Genomic DNA, 17580 nt, shown 5'->3' with positions numbered 1-17580 from the left:
CATAAAGGCAGTCATCCAATGGCAACAGGGTGTGCCGCCGAAAGGCAATGATCACGGCCTCTTCCTCGAGGCTGAGAACGCTTGATGCTGGTTCCTTGGGACCAGTCTGCCTGTCGGTGACCGTCGCCCGCTTGCGCCATTTGAGAACCGTCTTCGGATTGATCCCATAGGTCTGGCTCAACTCCGTGGCCGAAGCTTCCGATCGCTGTATTGCAGCTCTGATGGCGTGCGTGGTCGTGGCGCAGCTGTGTAGAACTTGGCCCATAGTGCCTCCTTCCAGTCCTCGGACAGAATCACACCATCAAAACCTGGGATCAAACATCTAGGCCTCAACGTCAAAGATGCTTCCCCCCAGAGAAGAAGCAAATTTGGGTCATCTATTTACAAGTCAACGAACAAGGGAGCATGGTTCTCGTTGTATGAGAAAGCTTGCCGTAATGATGCAAGCAACTAGGGAGGGAAGAATGCCCAATGATGAAAAATTTCCTGCATCGAGGTATGGACCCGCCGAACGCCACATGGCCGAGAGCCTGGTCGAAATCGAACGCCAGATGTTGGCTGACCCCCAGCAAGAAGACTGCGACTGCAAAGAGGGGATGTTCAATGGCCTGACCCGGCGCGGATTGCTGGCCGGCGGCCTCGCCCTTGGCGGTGGAGCCCTGATGAGCGGTCGCGCAGCGGCCGAGGCACCTCCGGGCGCGGTCGAATACTACGTGCAACCCGACCCCACCAAAGAGCAGGGGCGCCTAATCCTCCAAGACGATGGCTACGGCTCCCGTTCGCAGTTCGAAAGCGAGGTGCGCTGGCGTTATCCGACAGCGAGCATTGAGTCGAGCTGGTCCATGACGCCGCTTGCCTCGGGGCACGGCATCATTACGCCATCGGGCCTTCATTTCGAACGCCACCATGCCGGAATCCCGACGATCGACCCGCGCACCCACGAACTCATCCTGCACGGGATGGTCGATACACCGATGCGATTCACCATGGACGATCTGAAACGTTTGCCGGCCGTCAGCAAGATCCATTTCATTGAATGCTCCGGCAATGGCCTGACCGAATGGGATGAGCCGACGCTCAAGACCGTACAGGGCACCCATGGCCTGACCTCAACTTCGGAATGGACAGGTGTTCGGCTTTCCACGCTATTGGAGATGGCGGGTGTTTCGGATGGTGCGGCCTGGATTCTGGCCGAAGGCGCGGATGCCGCAGTCATGACCCGTTCGGTCCCGATCGACAAGGCAATGGATGACGCCATTCTCGCTTATGCCCAAAACGGTGAAGCGATCCGGCCGGAACAGGGCTATCCACTCCGCCTGCTACTCCCGGGTTACGAGGGCAATACCCATATCAAGTGGCTCCGGCGGCTGGAGGTAAGCGACAAACCCTTCATGACGCGCGAGGAGACGTCCAAATACACTGACCTCATGCCGGACGGCTCGGCGCGTCAATTCAGCCTCGAGATGGAGGCAAAATCTGTCATCACCTTCCCCTCAGGCGCGATGAAGCTGCCGCGTCCGGGTTTCTACGAGGTCACAGGTGTCGCCTGGTCCGGGCGAGGCAAGATAACCAAGGTCGAAGTGTCGGCCGATGGCGGCAAGACCTGGGAGGAGGCATCACTGGAAGGGCCCGTTCTGCCCATATGTCATACGCGCTTCCGTCTTCCGTGGAAATGGACGGGTGAGCAGGCGGTCCTGCAAAGCCGTGCAACTGATGACACCGGGTACGTACAACCCGCCTTGTCGGAACTCGTGGACGTGCGGGGCCTGAACTCCGTGTATCACCTGAATGCCATTCAAAGCTGGCACATTTCAGAGGACGGGGAGGTAACCAATGTTCATGCGTAATTTGACTGTTGTCTGTGCCATTGCACTGGCGACAAGCCCTCTGCTTGCCGAGGACTCAGGTGAAGAGAAAGCAACTGAGCGCACTTCAGCAACACTGCCGGAGAGGCTGGAGGAGACAGGCGAACGCGCGCCCATGGAACCACCAAGATCAAGTGCTGAAGAGGTAGGAGAAATAGACGTCTCGTCCAACGCTTTCGGTGTTGGCCAACCGGCCACGGAAGAGCAGATTTCGGCAATTGATATTGATGTGATGCCGGACGGCCAAGGCTTACCAGAAGGGAGCGGGACCTTTGCGGATGGCAAAACGGCCTATGACCAGGCCTGCGCCGCCTGCCATGGGTCGGACATGGAGGGCGTCAGCGAGCTCGGCGCCCCTGCGCTCCTGGGTGGCCGCGGAACTTTGGCAGATGACAGCCCCGTCAAGACGGTTGAAAGCTACTGGCCTTATGCCAGCACGCTTTACGACTATGTGCACCGCGCCATGCCGCTACAATCCCCTGGTTCCCTGTCACCGGACGAAGTCTACGCGATCAGCGCCTATATCCTGGGGCGGGCTGGCATTATTTCGGATGATCCAGATACCACGCTCGACGCGGACTCCATGGCCGAGATCAAGATGCCAAACGCAGATGGCTTCGTTGAAGACCCGCGTCCGGATGTCGGAGGCAACGAATAACAGATATCACTGACCTGCGATGCCACGCACCTGGAACCGGCAAGGGTCATCTCCGCTGCGTATAGCCGAAGGCTCCGCGGTGATGACCCTTGCACGTCTGCGCACAAGCGCGGTTATCAACCAACGATTCCAGCAGCATCTGGATGAAGCTTTGGGTCACATCACTTGATGCTCATCTTGAGTGGCCCCACAGATGAGAAAATCAGAAATTTTCAGTAGACATGCTCTTTGAGCCAATCGCGATATCGTATGACCCCTTCATACATTGATACTTGCGGCTTGAACTCGAGCTCATTCTTGATCCGCGAGGGGGCCAGTTGGCCCTGGTACTCATCGCCGGTATCCACCCTCTCATCGAGCACGACTTCACTGTCAGGCAAAGCCCTTTGGAGAGTTTTGCAGACATCCCTGAGCTGCAAAGCGCAATCATTGCTCAAGTTATAAACCAGCGACGGCGCGGACTTCACATCAAGAGCGGCGATAATGCCCCTAACAACATCGTCAACATACACGTAATGGCAAGGAAAGTTAGCCGGCCCAGGAATTACGATTTGCTCGCCCCTCAATCCACTCTTGAGGCTTTCACGGATCATGCATGCAGTCCGGCGTCCAGGGCCATAGACCCAACCTATGCGCAAAGCCAGGCCTTCGAGCCCATGCTGATAGCGATAACCCGCAAGCAGATGTTCACCAGCTGCCTTGCTGCCACCATAAACAGATGTGGGAAAGAGCGGGTATTCTTCTGTTATTGGCCCCTCGGAGGTTGGACCATAAGCAGCGATTGAGGAACAGTATATAAAGCGCCGCACTTCATGAATACGTGCCGCTTCCAAAAGATTTGCAGTTCCAGTAATATTAGTTTCACAGATCCAGAATGGATTTTCATTCGATACCATCGGACCGGATATTGCGCCGCAATGTATCAATGCATCAGCGTTACTGGACTTAAGTATTGCATGTGCTCGCGGTATATCAGTTAGCTCGGCAGCATAACTTTGGACGTTACCATGATTAAATTTTATTTCATCACGATCGAGGGCAATTACCCTAAAACCACGATCAACAAGTGTCCATATTAACGGTCTCCCTATCAAACCTCCGGCACCCGTAACTACTACTGTTTTAGTCATTTTTATTACCACTTATTATTAGCTGCGTACTTAGTAAGGGGGAAGCCAAATAAAGGGCTATCCGGCATGTTCCGTATCATGCTTATGACAAGCTCCTCCCCTCCATCAGACAGACACAGACGCTGCGGTCATACGGTGTTACGCGGCGAAAAACGTTTAGGGGCAGCGTGGATAAAATGAACACCCGCTTGGAGTATTCAACGGGCTTGGAACCTCACCAATGATTTCAATCTCCTCTAGTTGCTGCTCAGAATCTAAAGTTGGGGCTGCAAACAAGAGCAACTGAGTATATGGGCGTGCCGTTTGTTCAAAGTGCCTGCCCCCAAAAGAGTTGAGTGATTTCAGTCCCTTGTAATTCCTACGTTGTGCTAAGCAACCGATGGTGCCGCAATATGTAGACTAAACCGCTCGGCTGAAATATGAACGCAGTGTCCTGCGGTATGCAAGTGATGACATCAAATGCCGAATGGACACTGATCGCGCCGCAACTGTCCAAACCGTGCTTTCTTGGGCAGCTGCACGTTACCCCAAGACTTCAGTCAGGTACGACTGGGATCGTTGGTTGATTTGACCTTGCCCTCAAACTTGCGAGCAGGGTCAAAAATCGAGAATTCTCTCATTCCAAACGGTCCGGTTTTCGGGACGCAGGTCACAAGGAAGAGACAAACAATTAGGGGGGATTTGCTCATTCCGAACGCTTCTTCGCTGCAGTGAGAGTCCGCCATGTAATAAGCGCGTGGCAGCTTAAGATTCAGTTTTTCCCTGAGAAACCGGCTTTGTACCTCAAGTCGATATCATAGGGGTCTCTGGTTCAATGCCAGTCGCGCCACCATTGATTTTCCTGCTTTTTTCGCCTTTCCGGTCGGCGCGTTTTGGCGTTCTTCTGCGCTTTAGCGTGAAAATGTCTCATCACAGCCGGCAGCCCTTACGATAGCTGCCTGCACAGTCAGATGAACCCTCGGCTCCGGCCGAGTTTCATTAAAGGCGGCGCCTTCCGGTCGAGATGACGGCCACGAGCAGAAAGGCCAGAGCAGCGGCAGCCGCTCCTGGCACAAGCGCCAATGCGACGGCTGCCACGACATCGACGATGGAGCCCAGCGCCCCCAAGTCGGCATGGGTCCAGGCCGGAGCCAGCAGGGTTGCGATGAAGGTCGTTGTCGCCCCGACTGCGAGGGCGATCAGGACAGGCCGACCAAAAGCCAGGTCCTTGCGACGTATCAGGACGACGCTGGCGATAATACTCACCAGGAGCAGGCACGCCAGAATGACGGCTGGCCAGAACCAGACGCCGAAGCTTTCATAGAGAATGGCGAAGAGGCTAAGGGGGTCGAATTCGCTCATTGTTCCATCCTTCCTTCAGGCGCGCCCGCGCAGCATGGCCAGATAGGCGCCCTTCAGGCCCTTTTCCTCGATCAGCCAGGAGACCCAGCGTTCCTCCAGCGGTTCAATGAAGGGGAAGGACTGGATCAGGTTGCCTTCGTAATCGAACTCGATCAGCATGGCCGTGCCATAGGCCGTCACCATCGGGCAGGAGGTATAGCCGTTGTAAGCCGCCACCGGCTCCTCGCCCCGTGTTTCCGCCACGAAGTTGTCGGCCACCACCGGCACCTGCCATTTCACGCTGGCCGCCGTCTTGCCGCGTGGCACGCCGGCCACGTCCCCTAAGGCAAAGACATTCGGATAGCGGGGATGGCGCAGAGTTTCCCGTTCCGCCTCGATCCAGCCGTCGGCCGCAAGCGGCCCTTCCTGCCAGGGCAAGGGGCTGTTTCGCACCGGGTCGGGTGCCCGCATCGGTGGGACCACATGAATGAAGTCATAGTCCATCGTGACCTCGCCGTCCGCGGTCTCATAGACGGCCTGCCGGCTGCCCGGTTCCAGAGCTTTCAGGACATGTCCATGGTTCACCTTCACGCCACGTTCTGCGAAAAGCGTTTCCACCTTGTCGTTGACGGGCGGGATCGCGAAGACAGTGTCATTGTGGGCGTTATAGACCAACTCCACATTCTCCCTGCGCCCCTGACGCCGCGCCCTGTCCTCGGTGATGAAGGTCATCTTCAACGGTGCGCCGGCACACTTGATCTCCGTAGCCGGGCGTCCGAAGAGGCCTGTGCCGCCGGCCTCGAGGAAGCGATCCATTGCTCTCGATGAAGCCGCCGCGGCCTCTGGCCCGGCGTAGACACTGGCAATGCCCTCCTGGCCGATCAAAGAGGTTTCCATCCCCTCGATCGCGGCATAGTCCAGATTCAGGCCCGTCGTGACGAAGAGGTAATCATAGCCCAGCCGCTGACCGCCACTGGTGGTGATGCTGTTGGACTCGGGATCGAACTCGGCGACAGCCTCTTCCACCCAATCCACATCCCGCGGCATGAAGTCCGCGTTGCTTTCGGTCACGTCATCGGGCTGCCAGAGACCGGCCATGATCAGGGTGAAACCCGGTTGAAAGTAATGTTCACGCTTGGCATCGACGATCGTGATGCGCGCCTTGCTCATCCTGCGGCGCAATCTGGAGGCCAGCGAGAGACCGGCCGCCCCGGCACCAGCAATCACGATGTTGACCGGAGCATCGGAGGTCTGCGCCGTCGTTCCCGACACCCCCAGCGAAAGCGCTGCGAGCGCTGATGTCCCGCCCAGCAGGAATGTCCGTCGATTCATGGCAGCCTCATCCTTTCCAAGGTCCGCATTTCACAGCCACCCAGTGTAACTTACTGTATCCTGGGGATAAGCAGATGAACCTGCGCGAAATGTCGCGATTCAAGGGCACTCTGAAATGGCCACGGACCGAGGCGGGGAACCCGGCTATGCTGTAGCCGGAGTTTCCTGCAACAATACCCTATTGCCGTTTTTCCTCGGCCCGCTTTTCGGCCGCATCTTCCATCAATTCGAACCACATCGCATTGAGGATGGCAAAAGCCGCGGCCAGCGGAAGTCCCAACAACCAGGCGAAATACCACATGATAGGCTCCTTCACGCGCAGTCAGTAGGAATGACTGCTTTCGTTACGAATTTCCTCTTCGTCGACCTTGCCCCACAGGACCTTGTAGACCCAGCTGGTGTAGAGCGCGATGAGGGGCAGGAAGATGGCCGTCGAGATCAGCATGATGAACAGGGTCAAATGACTGGAGGAGGAATCCCACACCGTCAGACTGGCGTTTGGCTGAATCGAGGACGGCAGGATGAAGGGAAACATCGACAGGCCGACCGTCGAGATGACGCCGAAGATCGACAGCTTGCTGAGCAGCAGGGTCAGAACCTCGCGCCCTGCACGCATGGCCAGCAGGGCCCCAAAGGCCCCGAGAAAGCCGAACAGCGGCGCAAGCATCATCCAGGGATGTGCACCATAGTTTGCAAACCAGGCACTCCCGTCACGCACCACCTCTGACATCAATGGATTGGACGGCCCCGTAGTTTCGGGCACGGACACGAAGCGATAGCCATCGACGCCCAGCCAGAGTGCCAAACCGCCCAATGCAAACAGCAGGAGCGTCAGGACGGCCGCGATACTGCCGAACCGCTGGGCACGCGCCGCCACCGGGCCACTCGTCTTGAGGACAAGCCAGGCGGCCCCGTGCATCACCAGCATGGCGACCGACAATAGGCCACAGAGCAGTGCAAAGGGATTGAGCAGCGCAAGGAAACTGCCCTCGTAGAAAATGCGCAGGTCATCATCCAGCCGGAAGGGCACGCCCTGCAACACGTTTCCGACCGCCACGCCGAAGATCAGCGCCGGCACGAACCCACCGATGAACAGGGCCCAGTCCCAACTGCTGCGCCAGCTCGGATCTTCCAGTTTCGAGCGATACTTGAAGCCGACCGGACGCAGGATCAGGGCGGCCAGGATGGCGAACATCGCAAGATAGAAGCCCGAGAAGGAAACCGCGTATAGCTGTGGCCAGGCGGCAAAGATCGCCCCGCCTCCCAGTATCAGCCAGACTTGGTTGCCCTCCCAAACGGGACCGATGGTGTTGATGGCAACACGCCGTTCCACGTCGCTGCGCGCCACAAAGGGAAGCAGCGCACCGACGCCAAGGTCGAAACCGTCGGTGACAGCGAAAGCGATCAGCAGCACCCCCAGCAGCAGCCACCAGATCACGCGCAAGGTCTCGTAATCGATCAATTCATGCAGGATCATGGCTCTTACTCCGCCGGTACGATACGGGAGGAAATCAGTTCGGCTTCAGGCGCGTCGTCCGGATCCGGCCCCTTGCGGATCGCCCGAAGCATCAGTCCCATCTCGATGACAATCAGGACGGTGTAGATCAGCACGAAACCGATGATCGTCATCAGCACGGTCGAAGCCCCCAGGCTGGACACTGCCGCGGCCGTCGGAAGGATGCCCTCGATGATCCAGGGCTGCCGACCGAATTCGGCCACGATCCAGCCCAGCTCGGCCGCAATCCAGGGCAGTGGAATTGCGAAGACGGCTACACGCAGCAGGAAGGGATACCTATCCAGTGCGCGCCGCGCCGAAAGCACGAAGAAGGTGCCTGTCAGCAGGATGAAGAAGAAGCCCAGCCCCACCATGATCCGGAACGACCAGAAAAGCGTCGGGACGTGGGGAACGGTATCCCACGCTGCAGTCTCGATCTGCGAGTCCGTGGCCTCGCGCGGATCGTCGATGTAGCGCTGCAGCAGCAGGGCATAGCCCATGTTGGCGCCATCCTCCTCAAAGGTCTGGCGCACATCCTGGGGCACGTTCTCCATGCTGCCGGCACCACGAATTTCCAGCAACGCCTCATAGCCGCGAATGCCGCTGCGAATGCGTTCCTTGGCATTCTCGACCAGGTTCTCGATGCCCGGAATATCGGTGGTCAGCGAGCGGGTCCCGATCAGGCCCATGACCCAGGGAATCTTGACGGCGAAGTGTGTCTCGCGCGCCTCCTGGTCGGGAAAGCCGATGACGGTGAAGGGGGCCGGGGCCGGCTCGGTTTCCCACATGCCCTCCATGGCCGCGAGCTTCATCTTCTGGTGCTCGGTCGAGAGGTAGCCGCTTTCATCGCCCAGCACCACGACCGAAAGAGAGGCTGCAAGGCCGAACGAAGCAGCCACGGTCATCGAGCGCTTGGCCAGGGCGATATGACGCCCTTTCAGAAGGTACCAGGCCGAAACACCAAGCACGAAGACCGCGGCCGTGACATAGCCCGCGGAGACGGTATGCACAAACTTCGCCTGCGCCACGGGATTGAAGAGCACCTCAAAGAAGTTCGTGACCTCCATGCGCATGGTTTCCGGGTTGAAGGTCGAGCCAATCGGGTTCTGCATCCAGCCGTTGGCAATGAGAATCCACAGCGCCGAGAAGTTCGAACCGAGCGCAACGGCCCAGGTCGTGGCGAGGTGCCCTACCTTCGACAGCTTATCCCACCCGAAGAAGAAAAGACCGACAAAGGTCGCCTCCAGGAAAAAAGCCATCAGGCCTTCAATCGCCAGCGGCGCCCCGAAGATGTCGCCGACATAGTGGCTGTAATAGCTCCAGTTCATGCCGAACTGGAACTCCATCACTATGCCAGTGGCCACCCCGAGCACGAAGTTGATGCCGAACAGCACGCCCCAGAACTTGGTCATCTGTCGCCAGACCTGCCTGCCGGTCATGACATAGACTGTTTCCATGATGGCCAGCAGCATGGACAGGCCCAGCGTCAGCGGAACAAACAGGAAGTGATACAGAGCTGTTATCGCGAATTGCAGGCGAGACAGCGAAACGATATCGAGTTCCATTATTCTACCCCGGCCCTTTCAGGCCTCCTTCAGTTTTGCTCCCGAAAGGGAACAGCCTACATGGACAATCTCAGCAAGCAGCCTCAATCGGGCCGCAAGCCATCCAGTATTCCCGCAAAGGCCGCCGTTCCACGCTCAGCCGTGGCAACAATACGGCCCGCCTCCAGCACAACGAGACGGTCCGCCAGATCGGCCTCGCGCTTGATGTGCGTCGCGATGACAAGGGTTCGACCTTCCGCAGCTGTTCGGATCCGCCCCAAGACATCCCGCGCAGTTTCGCCATCAAGACCCTGGGTCGGTTCATCGAAGAGCCAGACCGACGTTTCGCGAAGCAGGACCCGTGCCAGCGCCAGCCGGCGTGCCTGTCCGCCTGAAAGACCGGCCCCTCCTTCGCCCAGAACCGTATCCAACCCACGCCCGAAAAGCTTATCATCTGCGCCCAACCCGGACTTCATGAGAACCTTTTCCAGACAATTGTCGCTGGCATCCGATTTGGCAAGGTGCAGATTGTCGCGCAAACTGCCGCGAAACAACTCGGTTCGCTGGGGCAGTAAACAGGTATCGCGCGTTTCAAGCTGTCCGTCGCTCGGTTGGAGTTCGCCGGCTATCGCTGCCAGCAGAGTCGATTTACCGGAACCGCTTGCACCCACCAGGGCCACATGCTCGCCCGGCCGAACCGCCAGGGAAACCTCCTCCAGGACAGGTGCACTGCTGCCCGGATGGCACAGCGTCACACCCTCGAGACGTATCGCCGAACCATCGCCGGGAGCGGCAAGCGGAGTATCATTGCTCTGATCTGTTTCCGACAGTCTGGGTGCCAAACGACGCGCAGCAAGCAGGGTCCGACCAAGCTCCACCGCACCGCGACGCAAAGCCGCAAATGGTTCCATGGCGGCAAGGACAACCAGCATGCCCAAGGCGGCCAGCGGGGCGGAAATGGTTCCGGCCTCCACAAGCCAGGCAACGCCCAGCAGCGTTCCTGCAAGCAGCAGGGCTGAGACAGCGCCAAGACCGGCATCAACTGACGTCTCGAGGCGATCCAGGCGGTCATCGGCCAGAGCTGCGTGCTGCTCCGCACGCTGCACTCTTGCGGTTTGCGCCGCAAGCTGTCCCGTCATGAGCAGCTCCGTCTGTCCCGAAAGCAGGTCCACGACACGTCCGCGAAGGCTTTCAAGAGCCTGGGCCCTGCGCTGGGCCGGCCTGAGCGCACGTCCCGCCGTCAGTGCCGGAAGGCCCAGGCCTGCGGTCAGCAACAGGAGTCCAACAGCAATCCCCAACCACGGCGCCATCAACCCCAGTGTGACAGCCGTGGCCAGCGCAGCGATAACGGCGACAGCCGCGGGAACGAGAAGTCGCAGATAAAGGCTGTCGAGCGCATCGACGTCGGATGTCAACCGGAACAGCAGCTTGGCGGGATGTTTCAGCAACAGGCGGGCCGCGCCGGGAGCCGCCCAGCCGCGAAACAGCCGCGTCCGCATGGCCGCGAGAACGCGCAAGGTTGCGTCATGGGTGACTACGCGTTCGCCATAGCGCGCAAAGGTCCGACCCAGCGCAAAGAACCGAATCCCCGCCGAGGGCGCAAAGACATCAAAGGCCAGAGCCGTGGCCATCGACAGGCCGGCGATTGCGGTCGCGGTTATGAACCAGCCCGAAAGCCCAAGCAGGGCAATGCCGAAGAGAACCGTTGCCGCCGCCAGGAGGGCGCCGCCCAAAAGCGCGGCCGGCCGCTCCTTGCGAAAGATGCTCAATACAGTCTTGAGATCCTGCACCCCCGAGCTCATTCGGCGGCCTCCCTTGCGACCAGCAGAGAAGTCAAGTCTACAATACGGTCCATGCGATGTGCCAGCCGTGGGTCATGGGTTGCAACGATCATTGTTCTGCCTTTCGCAAGCGCCATCAGTCCGTCACCGATATCCGCGGCCGTCGCCGCATCCAGATGCGCGGTCGGTTCGTCCGCAAGAACAATCCCAAACTCCGGTGATGCGACAGCGCGTGCCAGCGCCAGCCGCAGAACCTCGCCACCCGACAGGCCGACCCCGGCTTCCCCAAGACTTCCGGCATGGCTGCGTACAACGTCCTCGAGGCTGACGTGCCGAAAGGCTCTGTCGATCTCTGCCTCGCCCACACCGGGACGATCGAGACTGACATTTCGGGCCATGGTCCCTTGAAAGATGTGCGGGCGCTGACCCACCCAGGCCATCCGGCGACGCAAATCATCCGCAGTGCCATCCTCAAGCGGCACGCCGCCAATCAAGATACGGCCATGATCCGGAGCAACAAGACCGGCCATCAGGGCAAGCAGGGTGGATTTCCCGCTCCCGCTGGGCCCAAACAGGGCCAGGTGTTCGCCGGGGGAAACTCGAAGATCCAAGTTTTCGAAGACACGAACACCAGCCGCATGACTGAAATCCAGGCCTTCGATGGCTATACCGGGCGGCATGTCGCTCGTATCGACCTCCCCGCCCCCCCCTTCCTGGCGGGACGCCGGAAAAGTGCGCCCCTGCGTTGCCAGGTCCGCAAGCGCCTCTTCGGCTGCCTGCCCCGCCGCCCTGTCGTGCCAGGTCGCGGAAAGATCCCGCAGCGGTTCAAAGAAGGCCGGTGCAAGCAAAAGGATGAAAAGACCTTCCCCCAGGCTCAACTGTGTTCCCCAGGCACCAAAATTCAGGTGCCCCAACAGATGAAACCCAACGTAGACGGCAACCATCGCAACACCGAGCGCAGCAAAAAGTTCGAGCACGGCCGACGACAGGAAGGCGATGCGGAGTACGGCCATGGTCTTTCGGCGCAGGGTCTTCGCGTCGGCCTGAAACCTATCAGCAGTCTGATCGACTGCATCCAAGGCACGAATGGTCGCGAGGCCGCGCAGTCGATCCAGCAGGAAGGCATTCATGCTGCCCATCTCGTCCAACTGTTCCCGACTGGCCGCCCGGGCACGCCAGCCGATCAGGGCCATGAACAGCGGGATCAACGGCGCCGCCACCAACAGGATAACGGCAGAAATCCAGGAGAATGGCAGGACACAGGCAAGAATCGCCAAAGGGATCACCACAACTCGCAGACGGGTTGGATGATAGCGCGCCAGATAGGGTACCAGGGCCTCGGCCTGCTCGCCCAGAACGCTGGCAGCAGAACCGGAATCCGGACGGTTGATATCGACCGGCGAGCGCGCCGCCAGAACCGACGTTGCGCGTACCCGCATCTCGGACAGAGCCCGGCGCGCATTGCGGAAGGCCAAGCGCCGTCCCAGGGCATTGAGAGCCGCCTTCGCGAAACCCAAAGCCAGGAGAACAAGTGCAGGGACAATGACGGGCTCCAGCGTGCCCTCGCGGGCCAAATGATCGATGGCGTAGGCAATCGCGGCTGCCTGGGGCAGCCATAGCAAGGCAGCCACAGCCTGGAGTGCTGCGGGCAGTCGGCTGCCAGACAGAGCGGCCTCAGTCGAGCCTGTGTCAGCATAGGTCTTTGTCATGTCAGCTTTCGCAAGACTTGTTGTCTAGGCTCGCCGCCAAACACCAAAAGCAGCCTTTTTCCATGACAGAAGCAAGTCGTCCGGCGTTGTTCCCGCTGTATCCGCGGCTGATAAGCGGCTTCGATCTGCCATTCCCACCTTCCAAGTCTTGGACCTTGAAGCTTGCCATGCATGGTTAAATAGAAATTCTCTCACCATAAGCAATGTGGAGAACGATCCCGCCACATTGTCTCCAATGCTGGCTCCAAGAAATGCAAAGGTCACCAAATCCGAATGCTATTCGGATTTGGTGATGCTCGACCGTGTCAGTCCGTGCTGTTTGCTGGGGCTGACCTGCTCTGCATCGAAACCCTTGGTCAGCTTGTCAAGCGCCTGCAAAATCCGCTGAAGCAACCCATCCTCACCGTCAGGCATGCCCTCTTCCACTGCGACGTAATTTTCACTCGCGTCATACTCCCAGCGACGCAGAATTTCGATTTTCTCCTGCTGCGTCAGCATATCGTGATCAAGAAGCGCCTCCGGTGTACCAAAAATCGCTTGAGGATCCTGAAGAGCGCGGTCCAGATCGGGCTTTCTGGAGTCCTCTGGAGCAGTCATGAGATTCTTCCTTTCATATCGTCCCACCGCCACTCAAGAGGAGCGCAAACACATAATCATTCTACGTGTTTGAACGCGGGGGGTACGGCAACAAGAATACAGCATTGACGGCCAATTACCTATTGGAAGAATGGTCGCAGACCTGACACTGGCACGTCATCCGGACATCATCATAGGTGGCACAGGCGTGGCGATTGAACGCATGATGAGGGACAGAAACTCCTGTATCCTGTTTGAATTCAGCAAATCGCTTTCCTAGCGACATAGAACAGACTGGAAGTGGACATGCCCTTGCCCGGAAAGAGACCCTGGTACCTGGTGGCCCTCCTCCTGGTTGTGGCGACCGGCAGCTATTACACTTGGGATCACTTGCAAGGCGACGGGCTTCCCGACGGCATCGCCAGTGGCAATGGACGCATCGAGGCAGTCGAGATCGACATCTCCACAAAAACGGCCGGACGGATCAGCGAGATATTCGCCCAGGAGGGCGACTTCGTCGAAGCCGGTCAGGAATTGGCGCGCATGGACACCAGGCAATTGGAAGCCCGGCAGCGCGAAGCGGAAGCCCAGTTGCGCCGGGCGACCATCAGCATCGACACGGCCAACAGCCTTGTCGCCCAACGCCAGGCCGAACAGGAAGCGGCCCAAGCTGTAGTTGCCCAGCGCCAGGCTGAACTGGAAGCTGCTCAGAAACGACTTGAGCGCGCCGAACGTCTGTCACAATCCAATGCCGTCTCTCAGCAAGTCCTGGACGATGCCCGGGCAACTGCGCAGGCCGCAAGAGCAACCGTTAGCGCAGCGGTGGCACAGGTTGCTGCATCACAAGCGGCCATAACGGCATCACGGGCGCAAGTGGTGGATGCCGAAGCTGCCGTTGAAGCGGCCCAGGCCACCATCGACAGCATCAAAACCGAGATCGACGACAGCACCCTGACCTCTCCACGGAACGGACGTGTCCAGTACAGGATTGCGCAGCCCGGGGAAGTTCTTTCAGCAGGCGGTCGCGTCCTCAACCTGGTGGACCTGGAAGATGTGCACATGAGTTTCTTCCTGCCCACAGCGCAGGCCGGGCGCGTGGCCATTGGAGCGGATGTGCGCCTGGTCCTGGATGCTGCGCCCCAGTACATCATTCCTGCAGAGGTTTCCTTCGTTGCCGATACCGCACAGTTCACCCCCAGAACCGTCGAAACGCAGGAAGAGCGGCAAAAGTTGATGTTCCGGGTCAAAGCTCGGATTCCACCCGAACTCCTCCGCAAGCACATAGAACAGGTAAAGACCGGTCTGCCCGGCATGGCCTATGTCCGCCTTGACCCAGAGGCCGAATGGCCGGACAGCCTGCAGGGCACACTGGTAGAATGACCACACAGACAGCAGGCATATCACACTTTGCCTCCGACTCTGTGGCTCGTCTGGAAGCAGTCGCGCTCTCTTATCGCAAGACACGAGCTCTCGATGGAATCACCCTGGATCTGCCATCAGGCTGCATGGTTGGATTGATCGGTCCGGACGGTGTCGGCAAGTCCAGTCTGCTTTCCTTGGTCTCAGGAGCACGCACGATCCAGCAGGGCACCGTCCACGTCCTCGGCGGCGACATCAGCAAGGCAACACACCGTCGGAAGACCTATCCACGTATCGCCTATATGCCGCAAGGTCTTGGCAAGAATCTTTATCCTACGCTTTCGGTATACGAGAACGTTGATTTCTTTGGCCGCCTCTTCGGACATGACAGGCAAGAGCGAGAAAGGCGGATCGCCCAGCTACTCCAGGGAACCGGCCTGGCAGACTTCGCGGCGCGGCCGGCCGGCAAGCTGTCCGGCGGCATGAAGCAGAAGCTGGGGCTCTGCTGCGCCCTGATCCACGACCCTGACCTGCTCATCCTCGACGAGCCGACAACAGGTGTGGACCCCCTGTCCCGAAGGCAATTCTGGCAACTTATCGCCTCCATTCGTGCGAATCGTCCAGGAATGAGCGTTATTGTCGCCACGGCTTATATGGAGGAAGCGGCAGACTTCGACTGGCTGATCGCAATGGACGCCGGAAAGGTGCTGGCCACGGGACGGCCGGAAGATATTCTCGAGCGGACCGGAACTTCCAGTCTGGACGCTGCTTTCATTTCCCTGCTGCCCGAAGACAAGCGGGCAGGTCATAGCGCCGTGAATATCCCTCCCCTGAGCGAGCACGGAGATGAGCAGATTGCCATCGAGGCCGAGCACCTGACGATGCGCTTCGGCGACTTCACGGCTGTCGACGATGTGAGCTTTCGCATTCCGAAAGGGGAGATTTTTGGCTTTCTGGGCTCCAATGGCTGCGGCAAGACCACGACGATGAAGATGCTGACGGGACTGCTGCCTGCCAGTGAAGGCACGGCGCGTCTCTTCGGACATGAGGTTGATGCCGATGATCTGGAGACACGACAGCGTGTCGGCTACATGTCCCAGTCCTTCTCACTCTATGGCGAATTGACGGTCAGGCAGAACCTTGACCTCCATGCCCGCTTGTTCAGCCTGCCGGCCGATATTATCCCCGCACGCATTCAGGAGATGGCAAACCGCTTCGAACTGGCCGAAATTCTGGATACACTGCCGAACGCCCTTCCCCTTGGCATGCGCCAGCGTCTGTCACTCGCAGTGGCGATGATCCACGCCCCGGACATCCTGATCCTGGACGAACCAACCTCAGGTGTTGACCCCGTGGCGCGCGACGATTTCTGGCAGATCCTCTCCGACCTCTCCCGAGAGGACGAAGTCACGATCTTCGTTTCCACCCATTTCATGAACGAGGCCGAGTTCTGCGATCGCATCTCGCTCATGCATGCCGGCAAGGTCCTGATCAGCGACACGCCTGACAGCATCAAGGACAAGTGCTCTGCCGAAACCCTGGAAGAGGCCTTCATTGCCTATCTGGAAGATGCCATAGGCGAACAAGGCGGACCAAAACAAGAGGAAAGCCCAACAATCCAGCTATCAGAGATGGCCGAGACTCCCACAGAAAAATCGCGTCCTCCCCGGCGCAACGGGACCGTCCTCGATTTTCGACGCATGCTTGCCTATACGGGACGCGAGGCACTTGAACTGCGTCGAGATCCTATTCGCGCCACCCTTGCCCTGCTGGGCAGCATGATCCTGATGTTCGTCATGGGTTATGGGATCAATCTGGATGTCGAGAACCTGTCCTTTGCCGTGCTCGACCGCGATGACACAACCATAAGTCGGGACTATGTCCTGCAAATCTCAGGCTCGCGCTATTTTACTGAAAAGGCGGCGATCTCCGACTACGCGAACCTGGACCAACGGATGCGCAATGGGGACATCAGTCTGGCAATCGAGATACCACCCGGCTTTGCCCGCGATGTGGCCCGGGGGCGCAGCGTCGCGATCGGCGCGTGGATCGACGGAGCCATGCCGACCCGCGCAGAGACGATTCGCGGTTATGTCGAAGGCATGCATGCCGACTGGCTAACGCGAAAGGCACGCGAAATTTATGGGGATCAGGTTGGCCTGACTGATTTCGAACTGGAGGTCCGCTATCGCTACAATCCCGACGTTCAGAGCCTTGTCGCCATGGTGCCGGCTGTCATCCCCCTGCTGCTCATGCTGATCCCTGCCATGTTGACTGTCCTCAGCGTGGTGCGCGAGAAGGAACTCGGCTCGATCACCAACTTCTATGTGACCCCTGTCACACGCCTGGAATTCCTGCTCGGCAAGCAGCTTCCCTACGTCATCCTGGCAATGCTGAATGTCGCCCTGCTGACGGCTTTTGCCGTCTTCGTCTTCGGCGTCCCTTTCACGGGAAGCCTGTTGACTTATGCAACAGCCGCTTTTCTCTATGTGATTGTGGCCACGGCGATGGGCCTGGTCATTTCGACCTTCATGCGCAGTCAGATCGCGGCTATTTTCGGGACGGCCCTGATCACGCTGATACCGGCCGTGCAGTTCTCGGGCATGCTCGATCCTGTCTCCTCTCTCGAGGGAGCGGGGGCTCTCATCGGCCAAATCTATCCAACCAGCCATTTCGTGACGATTTCACGCGGAACCTTCTCCAAGGCACTGGGTTTCGGTGATCTCTGGAGTTCTTTCCTGCCCCTGTTGCTCGCCATTCCCATCCTGCTGGCCCTGGGCACGCTTCTTCTCAGAAAGCAGGCGCGCTGAG

General features: G+C 58.9%; 14 protein-coding genes and 1 pseudogene. 4 read left to right on the top strand and 11 right to left on the bottom strand.

Going from position 1 to position 17580, the window contains the following annotated elements; genetic code table 11:
* A pseudogene (locus BP38_RS0113155) lies at positions 1-265 on the bottom strand (IS481 family transposase); the annotation flags it as partial.
* 199 nt (positions 266-464) lie between these two features.
* Between BP38_RS0113155 and soxC the strand changes: the two are divergent.
* Together soxC and BP38_RS0113145 are read left to right on the top strand one after the other, a co-directional pair.
* Positions 465-1847, top strand: a complete 1383-nt coding sequence (gene soxC / locus BP38_RS0113150) for a sulfite dehydrogenase (RefSeq protein WP_322098959.1) — start codon at positions 465-467, stop codon at positions 1845-1847.
* Complete coding sequence (locus BP38_RS0113145; protein ID WP_211250317.1) at positions 1834-2523, top strand: c-type cytochrome; 690 nt, start codon at positions 1834-1836, stop codon at positions 2521-2523. The genes soxC and BP38_RS0113145 overlap by 14 nt, the downstream gene beginning before the upstream one ends.
* Positions 2524-2735: 212 nt before the next feature.
* On the opposite strand, the gene BP38_RS22315 is transcribed toward BP38_RS0113145, so the two are convergent.
* The 10 genes from BP38_RS22315 to BP38_RS0113100 all read right to left on the bottom strand — a co-directional run bounded on the left by BP38_RS22315 (position 2736) and on the right by BP38_RS0113100 (position 13431).
* Positions 2736-3653: an NAD-dependent epimerase/dehydratase family protein gene (locus BP38_RS22315; RefSeq protein ID WP_081816667.1), complete on the bottom strand. Its 918-nt coding sequence runs from the start codon at positions 3651-3653 to the stop codon at positions 2736-2738.
* Positions 3654-3809: 156 nt separating this feature from the next.
* Positions 3810-3998 (bottom strand): oligopeptide/dipeptide ABC transporter ATP-binding protein, encoded by a 189-nt coding sequence (locus tag BP38_RS23340; RefSeq protein WP_281174418.1) that lies wholly within the window; start codon positions 3996-3998, stop codon positions 3810-3812.
* Between the two features lie 633 nt (positions 3999-4631).
* Positions 4632-4994 carry a DUF5368 family protein gene (locus tag BP38_RS0113135; protein ID WP_026988098.1) on the bottom strand — a complete coding sequence of 121 codons (363 nt, stop codon included), beginning with the start codon at positions 4992-4994 and terminating at the stop codon, positions 4632-4634.
* A gap of 15 nt (positions 4995-5009) precedes the next feature.
* Positions 5010-6305 (bottom strand): NAD(P)/FAD-dependent oxidoreductase, encoded by a 1296-nt coding sequence (locus BP38_RS0113130; protein WP_026988097.1) that lies wholly within the window; start codon positions 6303-6305, stop codon positions 5010-5012.
* Positions 6306-6483: 178 nt separating this feature from the next.
* Positions 6484-6606, bottom strand: coding sequence for a cytochrome bd-I oxidase subunit CydX (gene cydX, locus BP38_RS22305; RefSeq protein ID WP_026988096.1), 123 nt, complete (start codon positions 6604-6606; stop codon positions 6484-6486).
* A 21-nt stretch (positions 6607-6627) separates the two neighbouring features.
* Positions 6628-7782: a cytochrome d ubiquinol oxidase subunit II gene (gene cydB, locus BP38_RS0113120; protein WP_026988095.1), complete on the bottom strand. Its 1155-nt coding sequence runs from the start codon at positions 7780-7782 to the stop codon at positions 6628-6630.
* Between the two features lie 5 nt (positions 7783-7787).
* Positions 7788-9365 carry a cytochrome ubiquinol oxidase subunit I gene (locus BP38_RS0113115; RefSeq protein WP_026988094.1) on the bottom strand — a complete coding sequence of 526 codons (1578 nt, stop codon included), beginning with the start codon at positions 9363-9365 and terminating at the stop codon, positions 7788-7790.
* Positions 9366-9448: 83 nt separating this feature from the next.
* Positions 9449-11146, bottom strand: a complete 1698-nt coding sequence (gene cydC, locus BP38_RS0113110) for a thiol reductant ABC exporter subunit CydC (protein ID WP_026988093.1) — start codon at positions 11144-11146, stop codon at positions 9449-9451.
* Entirely contained in the window at positions 11143-12834 is a 1692-nt protein-coding gene (gene cydD, locus BP38_RS0113105) for a thiol reductant ABC exporter subunit CydD (protein ID WP_026988092.1), read from the bottom strand. Before cydD ends, cydC begins: the two co-directional genes overlap by 4 nt.
* 276 nt (positions 12835-13110) lie before the next feature.
* Positions 13111-13431, bottom strand: a complete 321-nt coding sequence (locus BP38_RS0113100) for a hypothetical protein (protein WP_051609346.1) — start codon at positions 13429-13431, stop codon at positions 13111-13113.
* Between the two features lie 285 nt (positions 13432-13716).
* Here BP38_RS0113100 and BP38_RS0113090 point away from each other — a divergent pair, with 285 nt between their 5' ends.
* The gene (locus BP38_RS0113090) at positions 13717-14790 is read left to right on the top strand and encodes an HlyD family secretion protein (RefSeq protein ID WP_026988090.1); all 1074 of its coding nucleotides are present in this window, start codon (positions 13717-13719) and stop codon (positions 14788-14790) included.
* Entirely contained in the window at positions 14787-17579 is a 2793-nt protein-coding gene (gene rbbA / locus BP38_RS0113085; RefSeq protein WP_051609345.1) for a ribosome-associated ATPase/putative transporter RbbA, read from the top strand. The genes BP38_RS0113090 and rbbA overlap by 4 nt, the downstream gene beginning before the upstream one ends.
* Position 17580 lies beyond the last annotated feature (1 nt).

This window comes from Fodinicurvata fenggangensis DSM 21160 (assembly GCF_000686045.1).
Taxonomy (GTDB): Bacteria; Pseudomonadota; Alphaproteobacteria; order Kiloniellales; family DSM-21159; genus Fodinicurvata; species Fodinicurvata fenggangensis.
The sequence above is the reverse complement of the archived record's forward strand: the minus strand, read 5'-3'. Positions and strand labels throughout refer to the sequence as shown.